18 protein-coding genes and 1 pseudogene are annotated in these 17347 nt (G+C 70.9%); 10 read left to right on the top strand and 9 right to left on the bottom strand.

Annotated features, from left to right (window positions below):
• Window positions 1-266: 266 nt before the first annotated feature.
• From P3T39_RS31115 to P3T39_RS31125, 3 genes are all read left to right on the top strand, one after another.
• On the top strand, window positions 267-1007 hold the full coding sequence (locus P3T39_RS31115) for a hemerythrin domain-containing protein (protein WP_280702560.1): 741 nt from the start codon (window positions 267-269) through the stop codon (window positions 1005-1007).
• Between the two features lie 119 nt (window positions 1008-1126).
• Window positions 1127-2089: a DUF1152 domain-containing protein gene (locus P3T39_RS31120; RefSeq protein ID WP_280702562.1), complete on the top strand. Its 963-nt coding sequence runs from the start codon at window positions 1127-1129 to the stop codon at window positions 2087-2089.
• 181 nt (window positions 2090-2270) lie between these two features.
• Entirely contained in the window at window positions 2271-4514 is a 2244-nt protein-coding gene (locus tag P3T39_RS31125; RefSeq protein WP_280702563.1) for a family 2 encapsulin nanocompartment cargo protein terpene cyclase, read from the top strand.
• Here P3T39_RS31125 and P3T39_RS31130 read toward each other — a convergent pair.
• Window positions 4495-5040 (bottom strand): DUF1697 domain-containing protein, encoded by a 546-nt coding sequence (locus P3T39_RS31130; RefSeq protein ID WP_280702564.1) that lies wholly within the window; start codon window positions 5038-5040, stop codon window positions 4495-4497. The genes P3T39_RS31125 and P3T39_RS31130 overlap by 20 nt on opposite strands.
• Window positions 5041-5161: 121 nt before the next feature.
• Between P3T39_RS31130 and P3T39_RS31135 the strand changes: the two genes are divergently transcribed.
• On the top strand, window positions 5162-5635 hold the full coding sequence (locus tag P3T39_RS31135) for a pyridoxamine 5'-phosphate oxidase family protein (protein WP_280702565.1): 474 nt from the start codon (window positions 5162-5164) through the stop codon (window positions 5633-5635).
• A 63-nt stretch (window positions 5636-5698) separates the two neighbouring features.
• On the opposite strand, the gene P3T39_RS31140 is transcribed toward P3T39_RS31135, so the two are convergent.
• A complete protein-coding gene (locus P3T39_RS31140; RefSeq protein WP_280702566.1) occupies window positions 5699-6058 on the bottom strand; it encodes an arsenate reductase family protein in 360 nt (119 codons plus the stop codon).
• A 205-nt stretch (window positions 6059-6263) separates the two neighbouring features.
• Here P3T39_RS31140 and P3T39_RS31145 point away from each other — a divergent pair, with 205 nt between their 5' ends.
• Genes P3T39_RS31145 through P3T39_RS31155 form a run of 3 tightly spaced genes read left to right on the top strand, consistent with a single transcriptional unit; the run spans window position 6264 to window position 8032 of the window.
• On the top strand, window positions 6264-7481 hold the full coding sequence (locus P3T39_RS31145; protein ID WP_280702567.1) for a cytochrome P450: 1218 nt from the start codon (window positions 6264-6266) through the stop codon (window positions 7479-7481).
• 29 nt (window positions 7482-7510) lie between these two features.
• A complete protein-coding gene (locus P3T39_RS31150) occupies window positions 7511-7828 on the top strand; it encodes a SpoIIE family protein phosphatase (RefSeq protein WP_280702568.1) in 318 nt (105 codons plus the stop codon).
• Between the two features lie 18 nt (window positions 7829-7846).
• On the top strand, window positions 7847-8032 hold the full coding sequence (locus P3T39_RS31155; protein ID WP_280702569.1) for a DUF6011 domain-containing protein: 186 nt from the start codon (window positions 7847-7849) through the stop codon (window positions 8030-8032).
• 71 nt (window positions 8033-8103) lie between these two features.
• Here the strand turns inward: P3T39_RS31155 and glnA are convergent, their stop codons facing one another.
• A complete protein-coding gene (glnA, locus tag P3T39_RS31160) occupies window positions 8104-9516 on the bottom strand; it encodes a type I glutamate--ammonia ligase (protein ID WP_280702570.1) in 1413 nt (470 codons plus the stop codon).
• Window positions 9517-9802: 286 nt separating this feature from the next.
• On the opposite strand from glnA, the gene P3T39_RS31165 reads away from it, so the two are divergent.
• The gene (locus tag P3T39_RS31165) at window positions 9803-10270 is read left to right on the top strand and encodes an RDD family protein (RefSeq protein WP_280702571.1); all 468 of its coding nucleotides are present in this window, start codon (window positions 9803-9805) and stop codon (window positions 10268-10270) included.
• A gap of 91 nt (window positions 10271-10361) precedes the next feature.
• Here the strand turns inward: P3T39_RS31165 and P3T39_RS31170 are convergent, their stop codons facing one another.
• The 5 genes and pseudogenes from P3T39_RS31170 to P3T39_RS31190 all read right to left on the bottom strand — a co-directional run.
• Complete coding sequence (locus P3T39_RS31170) at window positions 10362-11060, bottom strand: DUF4191 domain-containing protein (protein WP_280702610.1); 699 nt, start codon at window positions 11058-11060, stop codon at window positions 10362-10364.
• Window positions 11061-11186: 126 nt separating this feature from the next.
• Window positions 11187-11396 (bottom strand): hypothetical protein, encoded by a 210-nt coding sequence (locus P3T39_RS31175; protein WP_280702572.1) that lies wholly within the window; start codon window positions 11394-11396, stop codon window positions 11187-11189.
• Between the two features lie 180 nt (window positions 11397-11576).
• Window positions 11577-12530, bottom strand: a complete 954-nt coding sequence (gene lipA / locus P3T39_RS31180) for a lipoyl synthase (protein WP_280702573.1) — start codon at window positions 12528-12530, stop codon at window positions 11577-11579.
• Window positions 12531-12674: 144 nt separating this feature from the next.
• Window positions 12675-13472, bottom strand: coding sequence for a lipoyl(octanoyl) transferase LipB (lipB, locus tag P3T39_RS31185; protein ID WP_280702574.1), 798 nt, complete (start codon window positions 13470-13472; stop codon window positions 12675-12677).
• A 154-nt stretch (window positions 13473-13626) separates the two neighbouring features.
• Window positions 13627-13929 (bottom strand): annotated as a pseudogene (locus P3T39_RS31190) (helix-turn-helix domain-containing protein); the annotation flags it as partial.
• A 477-nt stretch (window positions 13930-14406) separates the two neighbouring features.
• Between P3T39_RS31190 and P3T39_RS31195 the strand changes: the two are divergent.
• Window positions 14407-16140 carry a regulator gene (locus P3T39_RS31195; protein WP_280702575.1) on the top strand — a complete coding sequence of 578 codons (1734 nt, stop codon included), beginning with the start codon at window positions 14407-14409 and terminating at the stop codon, window positions 16138-16140.
• A 67-nt stretch (window positions 16141-16207) separates the two neighbouring features.
• Here the strand turns inward: P3T39_RS31195 and map are convergent, their stop codons facing one another.
• Complete coding sequence (gene map, locus P3T39_RS31200) at window positions 16208-16975, bottom strand: type I methionyl aminopeptidase (protein ID WP_280702576.1); 768 nt, start codon at window positions 16973-16975, stop codon at window positions 16208-16210.
• Window positions 16976-17062: 87 nt separating this feature from the next.
• Between map and P3T39_RS31205 the strand changes: the two genes are divergently transcribed.
• Window positions 17063-17338, top strand: a complete 276-nt coding sequence (locus P3T39_RS31205; protein ID WP_280702578.1) for a helix-turn-helix transcriptional regulator — start codon at window positions 17063-17065, stop codon at window positions 17336-17338.
• The last annotated feature ends 9 nt before the right edge of the window (window positions 17339-17347 follow it).

Below are 17347 nucleotides of genomic sequence, written 5' to 3' on the forward strand. Positions count from 1 at the left end.
CCGGCCGGACGCGCGCGGCGGCCCGCCCGCCCGGCCCCCCGCGGCGCGTTTGGGTCGCCTGGCCTCGTGCTGGGGCGCCCCCCCCGGGGGGGGGGGGCCGCCCCCCCCCCCCCCACGCTCGTATCTGGCCTCTGACCTGCGCGTCAATCAGACATTGATTCGACTCTGATGAGCTGTCGTCACCCTGGAGACCCGGGGTCGGGGTGCAGCCGTCGAAGCAGCGCCACCGGACCGGCCCAGCCTCAGCGAGTCATGAAGAGAGCCCGATGCCCAGCCACCTGCTGCCCGTCGAGTCCCCGAAGATCCCCGCCCAGTCGGGCGGCGAGCACGACGTACAGCCCGCCCGGTCCGCCGTCGAGCCGATGCCCTTCGCCGGTCTGCGCCTGGTGCACGCCGCGCTCCGCCGAGACCTGGCCCGGTTGCCCAACGCCCTGCGGCTGCTCCAGCCCGGGGACACCACCACCGCCGAAGCCCTCCAGCGGCACTGGGACTTCGTCACCGCGATGCTCACCTGCCACCACGAGCAGCAGGACAGCCGGCTGTGGCCGCTGCTGCGGCGCTTCGCCCCCGAAATGCGGCTGCTGCTCAACTGGTTGGAGTCCGACCACCACAACCTGGACCACTCCTTCACCCGGGTCACCACCCTGGTCCGGATCGCCACCCGCGACCCCGCGAGCAGCTGGCCCGTGGCGTACGCGGTGGAGGAGCTGGCCGCCCGGCTGGAGACCCATCTGCGGATCGAGGAGCGCCAGCTGCTGCCCCGGATGGCCGGCGTCTTCCCGGCCGGTTCACGGATCGGCACCCTGCCCGAGCTGCTCGACCTGCTCCGTGCCGCCGAGGGCCCCGGCACCTCCGACGCCCTGGTCTGGCTGCTGGAGGACGTGGACGAGCAGCAGATCGACCGGCTGCTCGCGGAGTGCGACGACATGACTGTCCGTCACTGGCCGCACTGGCGTGACACCTACGCCCGGTGCAGCACCCAGCTCTGGGGCGCCACCAACCTCTGACCGCCCGGCACGGGGCCACGGTGAGAACCCCTCGGGGCGCCGGGCGGAAACCGCTCGGCGGCAGGGGTGGGCCGATCAGGGCGCGAGTCCCCGTCCGGCCGTCTGGGTACCGTCCCCGGATGTACTCGCTCTGGGAACCGCCGCTGCTCACCCGGCTGAAGACGGCCGAACGGATCCTGATCGCCGGAGCCGGTGGCGGCTTCGATGTGTACGCGGGCCTGCCGATCGCCCTGGCGCTGCGCGCGGCGGGCAGGCAGGTGCATCTGGGCAACCTCTCCTTCAGCCACCTCTACGGTCTGCCTCCCGATGTCTGGCTGGCGCCCGAACTCGCCGAGATCCGGCCGGACACGAGCTCGGCCGAGCCGTACTTCCCGGAGCGGACGCTGGCCCGCTGGCTGCATCTGCAGGGCATGCCCGACACCGTCTGGGCGTTCGGCTCGGTCGGCGTCCAGCCGCTGCGCGCCGCCTACCGGGCGTTGGCCGAGCATCTCGCCGTCGATGCCGTGCTGCTGGTGGACGGCGGTACGGACATCCTGATGCGCGGGGACGAGGCCGGGCTCGGCACCCCGGAGGAGGACATGGCCAGTCTGGCGGCCGTCGCCGGGATGCCGGAGATCCCGCTGCGGCTGGTGGCCTGTCTCGGCTTCGGTGTGGACGCCTACCACGGTGTCAACCACTCGCTGGCGCTGGAGAACCTGGCCGCCGTCGACCGGGCGGGCGGCTATCTGGGGGCCTTCTCGATCCCCCGCGAATCCCCGGAGGGCGCGCTCTATCTGGATGCCGTCGCCCATGCGCAGGCGGCCTTCCCCGAGTATCCGAGCATTGTGCACGGTTCGGTCGCGGCCGCGCTGCGTGGACAGTTCGGCGATGTTCGCTTCACTGATCGAACACGGCACAGCGCACTGTTCATCAACCCCCTGATGACTCTCTACTTCTCCGCCACCGTCGAGGCGCTCGCCGCCAGCCATCTGTATCTGGATCGAATCGAACAGACCTCTCTGATGCGTCAGATCGCCTCGGCCATCGACGAGTTCCGGGACGAACTGCCCTTCCAGCGCCCGCCTCGGCTGTTCCCGCACTGATCTGCACCGTGAGTCTGTGGGGCGCGCAACTGTGATTGAGCGCCCCGCGTGCACGCCGTGCAAGCCAGGCATGGCGGTACGCCCGGGCATCGTCGCGTGCCGTCCAAACGGTGTACGGGCCGGCGTCGTTGGGCACGCTACGCGCCGATCATGACCAAGAACGACGAGAGGCGGGGCGGCAGTGAGCCAACCCTTCGAACTGCCCGACTTCTATATGCCGTACCCGGCCAGGCTCAATCCCCATCTGGAGGAGGCCCGGGAGCATTCCAAGGCATGGGCCCGCGAGATGGGGATGGTGGAGGGCTCGGGCATCTGGGACGAACACGATCTCGACTCCCACGACTACGCCCTGCTCTGCGCCTACACCCACCCGGACTGCGACGGGCCCGAACTGTCCCTGGTGACCGACTGGTACGTGTGGGTCTTCTTCTTCGACGACCACTTCCTGGAGCTCTTCAAACGCACCCAGGACCGCCCCGGCGGCAAGACGTACCTGGACCGACTGCCGGCCTTCATGCCGATGGACCTCTCTGCCGGGACGCCCGAGCCGACCAACCCGGTCGAGGCGGGGCTGGCCGACCTGTGGGCCAGGACGGTGCCCGCGATGTCGATGGAGTGGCGGCGCCGCTTCGCTCTGAGCACCGAGCACCTGCTCAACGAGTCGCTCTGGGAGCTCTCCAATATCAATATCAACCGCGTGCCCAACCCGGTCGAGTACATCGAGATGCGCCGCAAGGTCGGCGGCGCGCCGTGGTCGGCCGGTCTGGTGGAGCACGCCGTGGGCGCCGAAGTCCCGTCCGCAGTCGCCGAGTCCCGTCCGCTGCGGGTGCTCAAGGACGCCTTCTCCGACGGTGTGCACCTGCGCAACGACCTGTTCTCGTACGAGCGGGAGACCCAGGACGAGGGGGAGTTGAGCAACGGGGTACTCGTCCTGGAGACCTTCTTCGGCTGCTCCACCCAGCAGGCCGCCGACTCCGTCAACGACCTGCTCACCTCACGGCTCCAGCAGTTCGAGAACACCGCCCTCACCGAACTCCCGTCGCTCTTCGCGGAGAAGGGGCTCGCCCCGGACGAGTGCGCGGCCGTCCTCGCCTACGTCAAGGGCCTCCAGGACTGGCAGTCGGGCGGCCATGAGTGGCACATGCGCTCCAGCCGCTATATGAACGGCGCCAGTGCGGGCAGCGCACCGACGTCGTTCTCGGTCCGGCCGCAGGGCCTCGGCACCTCGGCGGTGGACGTCAAGGCACTCGCCGACCTGATCGGCGCGGGCCGGGTCCGCAGCTTCACGCACGTCCCGTACCAGCGGGTCGGTCCTTCGCAGATCCCCGAGTTCGGCATGCCGTTCACCACCACGCTCAGTCCGCACCTGGACGCCTGCCGACGGAACAACCTCGAATGGGCGCGCAAGGTCCGCCTGCTGGACCCCGACCCCGGTGTGCCCGGGTCGGACGTCTGGGACGAGCAGCGGCTGCTGGAGATCGACCTGCCGCTCTGCTCGGCGGGTATCGACCCGGACGCGACCGCCGAGGAACTCGACCTGTCCGCAGGCTGGCTGACCTGGGGCACGTATGCGGACGACTACTACCCGGCCGTCTTCGGCCGCTCCCGCAACCTCGGCGCCGCCAGGCAGGCGAACGAGCGGCTCAAACTCTTCATGCCGGTCGACGGCGAGCCCGTGCCCGCCGCGACCACCGCCCTAGAGCGCGGCCTCGCCGACCTCTGGGAGCGCACGGCGGCCCCGCTGGGCGCACAGGCGCGCCGCGACTTCCGCACCGCCATCGAGGCGATGACGGAGAGCTGGATCTGGGAGCTCACCAACCAGGCGCAGCACCGCATCCCCGACCCGGTGGACTACCTGGAGATGCGCCGCTCCACCTTCGGCTCCGAACTCACCCTCAGCCTCAGCCGGATCTCGTACGGCCGGCGGATCCCGCCGGAGATCTACCGCAGCGGCCCGATGCAGTCGCTGGAGAACGCGGCCATGGACTACGCCGCGCTGATGAACGACGTCTTCTCCTACCAGAAGGAGATCGAGTTCGAGGGCGAGGTCCACAACGGCATCCTCGTGGTGCAGTCCTTCTTCGACTGCGACTACCCGACGGCGCTCGCCATCGTCAACGACCTGATGAGCTCCCGGATGAGCCAGTTCCAGCATGTCGCCGAGCATGAACTGCCCATCCTGTACGACGACTTCGACCTCGGCCAGGAGGCCCGCAGGGCCCTCGACCACTATGTCCAGGACTTCCGGTACTGGATGGCCGGGATCAAGATCTGGCACGAGGACTGCCGCCGCTACCGGGAGGAGGACATCCTGCGGCACACCGGCCGGGGAGGCCGATCCGCCGTCCCGGTGGGGCGGTTCACCGGGCCGACGGGTCTTGGCACCTCCGCGGCCCGGCCGCTCGCTACTTCCTCGCGGCGTTGAGGATCTTCACTGTGGTGTGGAAGAAGCGCGAAGTGCCTTGGCCGCCGTACGACTTGGGGAAGGCGGAGGCCGGGTTGCCGCCCAGCCGGCCCTTCCGCAGGTGCATCACCACGAAGGCGGCGCCCGGCACGGCCCCGACGATCTCCCAGTCGCCCTTGGGGGAGCGGACGGGGTACTCGAAGTCGCCCGGCAGCGGCTCCGAGAGGAAGACCACGCACAGCCGTAGCTCCGGCGTCACCTCGACTCCGGCGAACGGGTCGGCCGCGACCAGCTCCTCCACCTCGCCCACCGTGCGCAGCATGGTGGGCACCGGGTACCCGAGCGCGGCCTCCAGGTGCTGCTCGATCCGGGCGGTCAGCGCGGCGCGGTCCGTCTCCTCGGTGGTGAAGAAGACATTGCCGCTCTGGATGTACGAGCGCACACCGCCGAGCCCGAGCTCCGTGAAGAGCGCGCGCAGCCGCTCCATGGTGACCGTCCGCCCGCCGACGTTGATCGCCCGGAGGAAGGCGATGTAGGTCTGTGTCATCGCGCCAGTCTGGCACCGGCCACCGACAGCGGGCCGGTGCCGGCCGGGGCGGGCGGGCACCGGCGACCCGGCGCGGGGCGACGGCCCGCCGTTGTCGGTGCCCGCTGCCAGACTGTGCACCATGACTACCTGGCAGGATTTCGAACGTGAGGCACCCGACCTGGCCCCGGCCGTCCGGGCCCGTTTCGAGGCCCACCGGCACCATGTGCTGGCCACCCTGCGCAAGGGCGGTGCGCCCCGGGTGAGCGGTACGGAGGTCCAGTTCATCGGCGCCGATCTGACCATCGGCTCGATGCTGGACGCGGTCAAGGCCCGAGACCTGCGCCGCGACGGCCGCTTCTCACTGCACAGCAACCCCGGTGACGAGACCATGACGGGCGGCGACGCCAAGATCTCCGGTACCGCGGTGGAGATCCTCGACGAGATCGAGCTCTCCGCCTATGTCTCGGATCTCCCGCAGCCGCCGCCCGGCCCCTTCCACGCCTTCCGGCTGGAGCTCACCGAGGCGGTGCTGACCACGGTCGAGGGCGACCACCTGGTCATCCGCTCCTGGCGCGCGGGCGAGTCGGAGCGCAGGGTCAACCGGGAGCCCTGACGGCACCCGGTGGCCCCGGCGCCCCGGGTACCTCGGCACCTCGGTTGCTCCGGCGGGCGGAGCTCAGCCCCGGATCACGGAGCGCAGTGCCTCGGGCGTCCGGGCGACCACGGCGTGTCCGTCGTCGGCCGTGATGATCGGGCGCTGGATCAGGATCGGGTGCTCGGCCAGCGCGGCGATCCACCGTGCCCGGTCGGCCTCCGTCCTGCCCCACTGCTTGAGCCCCAGCTCCTTGGCCACCGCCTCGTCCACCCGGGCGATGTCCCACGGCTCCAGCGCAAGCCGCACCAGCACCTGTTCGAGCTCGGCGGCGCTCGGCGGGTCCTCCAGATAGCGGCGGACGGTGTACTCGGCCCCGGCGGCTTCCAGTTCGCTGATCGCCGCACGGCACTTCCCGCAGCGCGGGTTGATCCAGATCTCCACGGCGCAAGCGTAGGCGACACCGGCACTCCTCGGTACGACCAGGCACGGATCGACGCGGGGCATGCGTGGCTGCCGCCCCGGCATCCTTGAGGCCCCGTCGCGGGCGAGGCGCCCCCGGCCCATGGGGCGAAAGCCCCTTCGGGCGGGAACTCGGTGGCAGGCACCGTAAGTTGACTCGCCAGTAACCCGGTCGAAGGGAGCTTTCATGGACGGCGTGGCGATCATGGAGCGGTTGCTGTCGGCGGAGGGCCGCGCCGACCCGTACCCCCTCTACGAACTCGCCCGTGAGCTCGGCCCGGTCGTCCCCAGCGGCGGGGGCATGGCCATGGTGGTCGGGTACCGCGAGGTGCACCAGGCACTGCGCAATCCCGCCCTCGAGGTCATCGACGCCGAGTCGAGAGACCGCTGGGAGGACGGTTACGCCGAGCACCCCTCCAAGGTCCTGCTCACCCGGTCCATCCTGGAGAGCAACGCCCCGCACCACCAGCGGATGCGCTCGCTGATAGCCTCCGTCTTCACCGCCCGCAGGGTCGCCGCGCTGGAGGAGCCCGTCACTGCCGCCGTCCAACGGCTGCTGGACGAGATGGCCGACCACGGCGCCGACGGCTCGCCCGTCGACTTCATGGACGCCTTCGCCTACCGGCTCCCGGTCGGCGTGATCTGCGAACTGCTCGGTGTCCCGGAGGCCGACCGCGCCCGGTTCCGCCCGCTCGCCGCAGACCTGTCGGCCGCGCTCGAACTGCTCGCCGACGAGACCGAGTTGGCCGCCGCCGACGAAGCGGCCGAGGAACTCGCCCGGTACTTCTCCCACCTCGCTGCCCGCCGCAGGGCCGACCCGCAGCACGATCTGATCAGCGCTCTGGTGGAGGTCGCCGACGCCGACCCGTCCCGGCTCTCCGGCCGCGAGCTGCTCGCCAACCTCGTCCTGCTGCTGGCCGCCGGTTTCGAGACCACCACCAACCTGCTCGGCAACGGCCTCGCGCTGCTGTTCGCGCACCCCGACGCCCTCGCCGGGGTGCGCGCAGGCACCGTCACCCCGGCCGGACTGACCGACGAGGTGCTGCGTCACGACTCGCCCGTCCAGCTCACCGGGCGGATCCCCAGCGTCCCGGGACTGCGGATCGGCGAGAGCGAGATCCCGAAGGAGACCGGGGTCTTCCTGCTGATCGGTGCCGCCAACCGCGATCCGGCCCGCTATCCCCACCCCGAGCGCTTCGACCCCACCCGGCAGGACAGCCAGCCGCTGAGCTTCGGCGGTGGCCCGCACTTCTGCCTCGGGGCCCAGCTCGCCAGGCTGGAGTCGGCCGTCGCCATGCCCGCGCTGCTCGCCCGCTTCCCCGACCTCGCCCCGGCGGGCGGCGCCACCCGCCGCGACCGTCTCGTCCTGCGCGGCTTCCACACCCTGCCGATCACCCTCCGCTAGGGCCTGTCCGGCCGATCCTCTGCCCTTCGGTGTCTTTGCTCCCGGCCTGCCGGGACTTCCGGTCGCGCGGTCCGGGCGGCAGCTCGGCGACGAGATATGCGCCGACTCGCCCGGCACGGTACGCGAGACGGCTCCTTGGCCGAGGAGGTCAGCTTGTCCGTGCCCGTCCCGCCGAGGTCCTCGACCGCTACGTCCTGCGCGCCGCCCACGAGTACGGCGACGACGAGCTCTTCGTCACCGCCGTCCTGGTGCAGTACCACCCCGGCGGCGGCCACTGCGAGGTGGTCAACCGCGGCCACCTCGCCCCGATGCTGCTCACCCCGGCTGGCTTCACCCCGGCCGACTGAATCGGGAAGACTGGGGGAGTGCCAGATCCCGCCCTGATCCCGCCGATCCCGCCGTCGCTGCCGCCCACCGTCCGCTGCCGCCGCTGCGGCCGTCCCCTGCACGACCCGGAGTCGCGGATCCTGCGCCTGGGCCGTGAGTGCCGCGGTCCGGACGACTCCGTCCGCGTCCTGCCCGGTGAACAGGACACGCTGCCCGGCCTGTGAGCACGGCTGCCGGGCACACGGATCGGCCCCGGCGCCAAGGTGCGCCGGGGCCGATCCGTGTGCCGGAGGGCTTACAGGTCGTAGTAGAGCTCGAACTCGTGCGGGTGGGGGCGCAGCGCGATCGGGGCGATCTCGTTGGTGCGCTTGAAGTCGATCCAGGTCTCGATCAGGTCCGGGGTGAAGACGCCGCCCGCGAGGAGGTACTCGTGGTCGGCCTCCAGGGCTTCGAGGACCGCGGACAGGGAGGCGGGGACCTGGGGGACGGAGGCGTGCTCGTCGGGGGCGAGCTCGTAGAGGTCCTTGTCGACCGGCTCCAGCGGCTCGATCTTGTTCTTGATGCCGTCGAGACCGGCCATCAGCATCGCGGAGAAGGCCAGGTAGGGGTTGGAGGAGGGGTCGGGAGCGCGGAACTCGATGCGCTTGGCCTTGGCGTTGGAGCCGGTGATCGGGATGCGGATCGCGGCGGAGCGGTTGCGCTGCGAGTACACCAGGTTGACCGGGGCCTCGAAGCCGGGGACCAGGCGGTGGTAGGAGTTCACCGACGGGTTGGTGAAGGCCAGCAGCGAGGGCGCGTGCTTCAGCAGACCGCCGATGTAGTAGCGGGCGGTGTCGGAGAGACCGGCGTAGCCCTGCTCGTCGTAGAAGAGCGGCGAGCCGTCGCTCCACAGCGACTGGTGGACGTGCATGCCGGAGCCGTTGTCGCCGAAGATCGGCTTGGGCATGAAGGTGGCGGTCTTGCCGTTCCGCCAGGCGACGTTCTTGATGATGTACTTGAACAGCATCAGGTCGTCGGCGGCGTGCAGCAGGGTGTTGAACTTGTAGTTGATCTCCGCCTGGCCCGCGGTGCCCACCTCGTGGTGCTGCCGCTCGACCTGGAGTCCGGCCGCGGCCAGCTCCAGCGACATCTCGGCGCGCAGGTCGGCGAAGTGGTCCACCGGCGGGGTCGGGAAGTACCCGCCCTTGTACTTGACCTTGTAGCCGCGTACGTCGCCCTCGGCGGACCCGGTGTTCCAGGCGCCTGCCTCGGAGTCGATGTGGTAGTACGAGGCGTTCGCGCTGGTCTCGAAGCGCACCGAGTCGAACACGTAGAACTCGGCCTCGGGGCCGAAGTAGGCGGCATCGGCGATGCCGGAGGAGGCGAGGTACGCCTCGGCCTTCTTGGCGATGTTGCGCGGGTCGCGGCTGTACGCCTCACCCGTGATCGGGTCCTGGATGAAGAAGTTGATGTTGAGGTGCTTGTCGACACGGAACGGGTCGAGGCGGGCCGTGCTGAGGTCCGGCACCAGCGCCATGTCCGACTCGTGGATGGCCTGGAATCCGCGGATCGACGAGCCGTCGAACATGAGTGTCTCGGCCGGGTCGAAAGTCGCCGCGGGCACCGAGAAGTGCTGCATGACGCCAGGCAGGTCGCAGAACCGGACGTCGATGAACTTGATGTCGTTGTCCGAGATGTACTGCTTCACTTCGGCGGCGTTGTTGAACATCCGTCCTCCTCAGCGTGCGGGTTGGTGGCTCACCATAGGGCTGGCTCACCCTAGGGACGGGCCGTTTCCACCCGGTGACTCCACCGTTTCCTGAATGTTAACCACCCTCGTCCCATGGGGTGGCAAAGGTGTGCGGTTCTGGGCAAAACGCTTCGTCAGCGGGGACTCCGTCCGAGAAGTGGTCTGGACCACGATGTACTCCTGGTGGCCCACGATTCACCCCCACGGGGGGCTCGACGGGGGAGGGGGCCGAAGATCGGCCGTACTGCCCGGATAGTGTGGATTCGTGGACACCAGAGAAGCGTTGGGATCGTGGATCGACGGCCCGAAGGCCGCCGCCGAGAAGATGGGCGCCGACTTCGGATACCGCGGCGAGCGCCTCGGTCTGCCCAAGGAGGGCCCCGGCTCAATGGCGGGCCCCGGCCGCCGGATCGGCGCGCTGTTCGTCGACGGCTGGCTCTGCAGCCTGGTCGCGTACGGGCTGATCTCGCGCGGCGACCAGGCGGTGGCCAACCTGTGGACCACCCCGCTGTTCTACCTCGTCACCGTGGTGCTGCTGGCCACCACCGGGACGACCGTGGGCAAGCGGCTGTTCGGCCTGCGAGTGGTCCGCCTCGACGGCAGTCGCTCGACCATCCCGCAGGTGCTGCTGCGCACCCTGCTGCTCTGCCTGCTGGTCCCCGCCCTGGTCTGGGACCGCGACACCCGGGGACTGCACGACAAGGCGGTCGGCACCGTCGAGGTCCGGGTCTGACCGACCCGGGCAAACGGGAGCAACGTCAAACGGCCCCGCCGCGAGGAGTACTCGCGGCGGGGCCGTGGTGTGTCGAGGGGGGAGCGGCAGGTCAGCGGACCTGGCCGCCCTTGGGCATCCGGGCGCCCTTGGGCATCGGGCCCTTGGGGATCGGTGCCTTGGAGAGCAGGTCGCCCAGCGCACGCAGCCGGTCGTTGGTCTCGGTGACCTGCGCCGGGGTGATCGAGCGCGGCAGCCGCATCAGGTGGATCTGCAGCTTCTTGAGCGGGATCTCGCCCTCGCCGTCACCGACCATGATGTCGTGCACCGGGATGTCACCGACGACCTTGGCCATCTTGCGCTTCTCCGCGGCCAGCAGCGGACGGACCCGGTTCGGGTTGCCCTCGCCGATCAGCGCGATACCGGGACGCCCCACGGCGCGGTAGACCGCGTCCTGGTTGCGCGTGACGGCGACCGGGGTCGGGTTGGCACTCCAGCCGCGCCGGATGTTGTTCAGCACGGCCGCAACCGCGCCCGGCTGGCCCTCCATCTGCCCGAAGGCGGCCCGCTCGGCACGGCGTCCGAAGACGATCGCCATCGCCAGGAAGCCCACGATGAAGCCGAGGATGCCCAGGTAGATGGGGTGGTCGATCGCAAAGCCGATGGCGAGGAACACGCCGAAGGTGATGAGGCCGACGCCTGCGATGATCAGGCCGATCTTGGTGTCGACCTTCTTGGTCATTTGGTACGCCAGGCGGATCTGCTTGAGTCGCCCAGGGTTGCCGGATGTTTCCGTCGCCATAACGCTCATGGTACGTGGCGGGGACACGGGATATCCAAGGGCGCCCCCACCGATCGTCGGGTTCGGGTACGCCCTACGGCATTCAATGGCATTCGGGCCCTTGCGCCGGACGGGAACCGGCCCGGCAGACTCCGCTCAGGCCCGGCGGTGGGCAACCTCGGCCGATCGGCCCAGCAGCGCGGCCCCGCTCTCGCGGTCCGCCGCGTGCCGGCGGTTCTCGCAGACGGCCGCCCACGCGTTCAGCCGGGCCTGGCGCCGTCCGCGCGAGAGCAGCACGCTCTCGGCGAGCCGCAGCGCGCCACCGACCGAACGGACCCGGGTGAGCATTCCGATGCGTACCTGCATGCCGAGCACTTCCCTCGTCGCGATACGGATTCGACGGCCTCATCCTGACCGACCGGTGTTACCGTCCGGTGAGCTGACCGTCAATGTCAGATGAAAGCAGAGTCCGGCAGCGGCGGCGCCGCGAACGCCTCGGCGGGGTGAGCGTGTCGCCCACCCCGCCGAGTACGAGTCGCAGCGGCGTCAGACGGTCGCCCGTGCGCGGTGCTCCAGGGCCTGCCGGTACAGTCGACCGGCCCGGTAGGAGGAACGCACCAGCGGGCCCGACATGACACCCGCGAAGCCGAGCTCCTCGGCCTCCTGCTGGAGCTCCACGAACTCCTGCGGCTTCACCCAGCGCTCCACGGGGTGGTGGCGCACGGAGGGGCGCAGGTACTGGGTGATGGTGATCAGCTCGCAGCCGGCGCCCACCAGGTCGGCCAGCGCCTGGCTGACCTCCTCGCGGGTCTCGCCCATGCCCAGGATCAGGTTGGACTTGGTCACCAGACCGGCCGCACGGGCCTGGGTGATGACGTCCAGCGAGCGCTCGTAGCGGAAGGCCGGGCGGATCCGCTTGAAGATCCGCGGCACCGTCTCGACGTTGTGCGCCAGCACCTCGGGGCGCGAGGAGAAGACCTCGGCCAGCTGCTCGGGCACCGCGTTGAAGTCCGGGATCAGCAGCTCGACGCCCGTCCGGCCGGCCTCGCGCCCGGCGGTCATCGCGTGCACCTGGCGCACCGTCTCGGCGTACAGCCAGGCGCCGCCGTCCTCAAGGTCGTCGCGGGCGACGCCGGTGATGGTGGCGTAGTTGAGGTCCATGGTCACGATGGACTCGGCGACCCGGCGGGGCTCGTCGCGGTCGAACTCGGCGGGCTTGCCGGTGTCGATCTGGCAGAAGTCGCAGCGGCGGGTGCACTGGTCGCCACCGATGAGGAAGGTCGCCTCACGGTCCTCCCAGCACTCGAAGATGTTGGGACACCCGGCCTCCTGGCAGACCGTGTGCAGCCCCTCCTTCTTCACCAGCGACTGGAGGGCGTTGTACTCCGGGCCCATCTTCGCCCGGGTCTTGATCCACTCAGGCTTCCGCTCGATGGGGGTCTCGCTGTTGCGGACCTCCAGGCGGAGGAGCTTCCTGCCGTCGGGTGCGACAGCGGACACGTGCGACTCCTAGAACTAGACGGGGTACCCCCAGGGTACGCCTGTGCTTGTAGGGCTGGTGCCGGGCCTGTGCCCCGCATTCGCAGGGCAACAGCGGGAAGCCCGTATGGATTCCCATGAGACTTACGCCGAAAGCGGCGCAGCTCAGCGGGCGAGTGCGGGCTCCGGCAGCTGCGCGAAGACGTCCCTGAGGTGCTTCTCCACCACCGGCAGGGCCTCGGCGACCCCGAAGTCCCGGTTGAGCTCGGAGCTGACCGAGGCCACCCCGGCGTCCCGGATCCCGCACGGGACGATGCGGTCGAACCACGTCATGTCGGGGTTGCAGTTGAGCGCGAAGCCGTGCATCGTCACCCCGCGTGCGACCCGGACGCCGATCGCCGCCAGCTTGCGGTCGTCGCCGCGCTGACCGGCGTTGGACGGCGCGTACTCGGGGCCGGCCAGCCGGGGGTCGATGCCCAGCGGCAGACCCATCCGCAGGGTCAGCTTGCCGATCTCGATCACCTGCGACGGGTCCACCACCGCGTTCGGGATCGCCTCGCCCAGCACCCACACCCCGCTGCGGCCCTCGACCCGGCTGCTCCCGATACCGAACTCGGTGCAGGAGCGGATCAGCGCCTCCTCGAGGCGGCGCACATAGGCGACCACGTCGATCGGGTCCGGCAGCTTGACGATCGGGTAGCCGATCAGCTGCCCGGGGCCGTGCCAGGTGATCTCGCCGCCGCGGTTGACCTCGACCACCGGGGTGCCGTCCAGCGGACGGTCCTCCGGGTTGGTGCGCTTGCCCGCGGTGTATACCGGGGGGTGCTCCAGCAGCAGCACGGTGTCCGGGATCTCGTCCGCGACCCGCAGGGCGTGCAGGCGCTGCTGCTCGGCCCAGGCCTCCTCGTACTGCACCGAGCCCTCGCCGATGCCCATCCGCACGAACCGTACGTTCTCGCTCACCGCTGCTCCTTGCCAGGCGTTCGAGACCAACCCGGCTAGCGTACGCCTGACCGGGTGATACCCGCCGAGCGGTCTCACCCCTCACCGCAGCGGGGCGACCCCTCCGGGCAAAGGGGCAATCCTCAGGGCCCCGCGCCCCTGACGGGCCGGCCCGTCAGCACCCGGCCAGTAGGTGCAGCCGCAGCGCGAGCTGGAGTTCCAGGGCGCGTTCGGGGTGGTTCCAGTCGTGGCCGAGCAGCACCTCGACCCGCTCCAGGCGCTGCACCACGGTGTTCACGTGGACGTGCAGCCCGTCCTTGGCCCGGGTCAGGCTGCCGCCGCAGTCGAAGTAGGCGCGCAGGGTGCGGACCAGTTCGGTGCCGCGCCTGGTGTCGTACTCCAGCAGCGGGCGGAGCGTGGTGGTGACGAAGGCGCCCACGTCGTGTCCTCCGCCGAGCAGGACGCCGAGGAAGCCCAGGACGGCGGCCGGGGCGCCCCGGCGCCGGGCCTCGGCGAGCACTTCGGCGAGGCGCTCGCCGGCGGCGCCGGAGGCGAGCAGGCCGAGCAGTCTGCGCAGGGCCGGGACGGAGCTGCGGTGGAGGTCGTCCATGGTGCGGGTCATCGTCTCAAACGGTGCCCACGGCCGAGAACGGCGGCGAGAACGGCAGGAAGTCCCGACTCTCGCACCTGTGTGACCGGCCACCACAGAATCCGATTCAGGAGTGGTGCCCAGCCCCATGACTCTGCGACGGGCGCAGACGTGCTTTCACCCAAACACGTCGAGCCCCACCTTCCCCACAATGGGCGCCACTGAGTCACCCGTTCGGAGGATTGCCCGCCCAGATCCACCCATAGCGCCAAAATGCTCGCTACATTCACGCCGACTCCCGACAAGGGGGCGCCGCTCCGGACACCGGGGGACTGCGTGCGGCGCTAGAGAGGTGTTGAGACTGACATGCCCCACAGGCCTGCAACCGACCGCCCGACGACGACGTACGGACAGTTCGACCCGCACCACGTGCAGGCCGGGCCGCCGACGCACGCCACCGATCATGGTCAGACCGACGCCTCCTCGGCCGCCGGGGCCGCCCGAGCGGCACAGGCCGCCCCAGCCGCCGACCGCACACAGAATCCACGCCTGGCCGCCCTGATCGAGGAGGCCGGCTTCTCGCACGCCGGGCTCGCCCGCCGGGTCGACCAACTGGGCCTGGAGCACGGCCTCGACCTGCGCTACGACAAGACTTCGGTGACCCGCTGGCTGCGCGGTCAGCAGCCGCGCGGCGCCACCCCGGCCCTGATCGCCGAGGTCTTCACCCGCCGCCTCGGCCGCCGCTTCTCCGCCCAGGACATCGGCCTGGACGCCTGCGCCCCCGTCTACGCCGGGCTCGAATTCGCCGAGACCCCGCAGGAGGCCGTGGACATCGTCGCCAGCATGTGGCGCAAGGACAACGGTCCGCAGTCCGAGCTGCGCCGGATCGCCTTCACCCCGGCGGGCCTGGTCGTCCCGAGCCGGGACTGGCTGATCGGCCGCACCGACGAGCGAGTGGCCCGGGACGGCTCCGTGCCGGGCGTCGCCGACGCCGTCACGGGCCGCCCGGCCGTCGCCGGCGCCCGCTCCTCCCTGGCGTCCTCGGCGGTAGCCCAATCGGCCATCCCGGCCCAGCTGTTGGCCCAGGCGCCGCTGGTCCGGGTCCCCGCCCAGAGCCGGGGGCCCGCAGGATCCGCCAAGGCCTCGGGCGCCGAGCCGGGCGACCTGCCGGGGCGCGACCAGCGCCCACCGCTGCGGGTCGGCCGGGGCGACATCGCCGCCATCCGCGCCGTCGGCGACCTCTTCCGCGCCCTCGACCAGGCGTACGGCGGCGGCCACGCCCGACAGGCCCTGGTCCGGTACCTGGAGAGCGAGGCCGAGCCCATGCTGCGCGGCCGGTACGGCGAGCAGATCGGCCGGGCCCTGTTCGGCGCGGTCTCCGATCTCACCAGGCTGGCCGGCTGGACGTCCTTCGACATCGCCGCCCACGGTCTGGCCCAGCGGTACTTCGTCCAGGCGCTGCGCCTCTCCCAGGCGGCGGGCGATCGCGTCCTCGGCGGCTACATCCTCACCACCATGAGCCAGCAGGCCGTCCACCTCGGCCACAGCCGGGAGGCCATCCAGCTCGCCCGGGTCGCCCAGCAGGGCGTGGGCACCGCCGCGCCACCGGCCGTGCAGGCGCTGATGCACGCCGCCGAGGCACGCGGTCACGCCCTGCTCGGCGACGTACGCTCCTGTACCACCGCGCTGGTCCGCTGCGAGCGCTCCCTCGGCACCGCCCGGCCGGGCGACGATCTGCCCTCCTGGGCCCGCTACTTCGACGAGGCCCAGCTGGCCGACGAGTTCGCCCACTGCTACCGGGACCTCCAGCAGTGGCGCACCGCAGCCCAGCACGCCGAGAAGTCCCTGCGGCTGCGCGCCCCCGCCTACGCGCGCAGCCGCATCTTCTGCCGGATGGTCCTCGCCACCGCCCGCCTCGGCATGGGCGATGTGGACGACGCCTGCGGCATTGCCGCCGAATCCCTGCGCGCAGCAGGCGAGATGCGCTCGGCCCGCACGGTCGAGTACCTCCGCGACTTCCACCGCCGCCTGTCCCCCTACCGGGTCAGTCAGGCTGCCAAAGCCTTCGAGGAGGCCGCCCGCCAGGCCGGAGTCATCTGACCGGCAGTCAGGTGTACTGCCCCGGTTCCCTTCCCGGCGCAGTGCAGGTCCGATGGCCTGCCAGGGGCTACGGCAGTGTCAGAACGCGCGGCCCGTCGTCGGTGATGGCGACGGTGTGCTCGACATGGGCCGCGCGGCTGCCGTCGGGGGTGAGCAGGGTCCAGCCGTCCGCCGCGGTCAGATAGTCGTCCAGGCCGCCGGCCAGGAACATCGGCTCGATCGCGAGCACCATGCCGTGCTTCAGCCGCATCCCGCGCCCGGGGCGGCCGTCGTTGGGGACGTGCGGATCCTCGTGCATGGTCCGGCCGATGCCGTGGCCGCCGAAGTCCGCCGGGATGCCGTACCCGGCGGCGCGGCCGACGCTGCCGACAGCGTGCGCGATGTCCCCGATCCGGGCGCCGACGACGGCTGCGGCGATACCGGCCCGAAGGGCGCGTTCGGTGGTCTCGATGAGCTCCAGGTCGGCCGCCCGCGCGGTGCCGACGGTGAAACTGACCGCCGCGTCGCCGGTCCAGCCGTCGACCTTGGCCCCGCAGTCGATGCTCACCAGGTCGCCGTCGCGCAGCCGGTAGGAGGACGGTATGCCGTGCACGATCGCGTCGTTGACGGAGGTGCAGATCACCGCAGGGAACGGCGTCATCGCAAAATCCGGCCGGTAGTTCAGGAACGGCGAACCGGCCCCCGCCTCGCGCAGTACGGCCCGGGCCGCCTCGTCCAGTTCCCGGAGCGAGACGCCCACGTCCGCCGTCCGCCGCACCTCGGCCAGCGTGTCGGCGACCACCCGCCCGGCCACCCGCATCGCGTCCAGCGCGGCATCCGTCTTGATCTCCACCATCGCCCGAGTTCTCCCCAGCACTCCGCACCGCACGGCATGCGCCGCCCGGTGTCGCCCAATTCTTATACCGGTATTAGTATCACGGTCATGGTGCGCACCCCCCTCACCCCGCAGGAGCGCGAACGCGGCGAACGGCTCGGAGCCCTGCTCCGCGAGGCTCGCGGCGAACGCAGCATGGTCGAGATCGCCGCCGGGGCGGGCCTGTCGGCCGAGACCCTCCGCAAGATCGAGACCGGCCGGGCCCCGACCCCGGCGTTCTTCACCGTCGCCGCCCTCGCCCGGGTCCTCGGACTCTCCCTGGACGACCTGGTTCGCCTCTGCGCCCCCGTCGAAGGCGAAGTCCCGCTGCTGCTCTCCGCCTGACCCGGCAGC

It is taken from the genome of Kitasatospora sp. GP82 (genome assembly GCF_029892105.1).
GTDB lineage: Bacteria > Actinomycetota > Actinomycetes > Streptomycetales > Streptomycetaceae > Kitasatospora.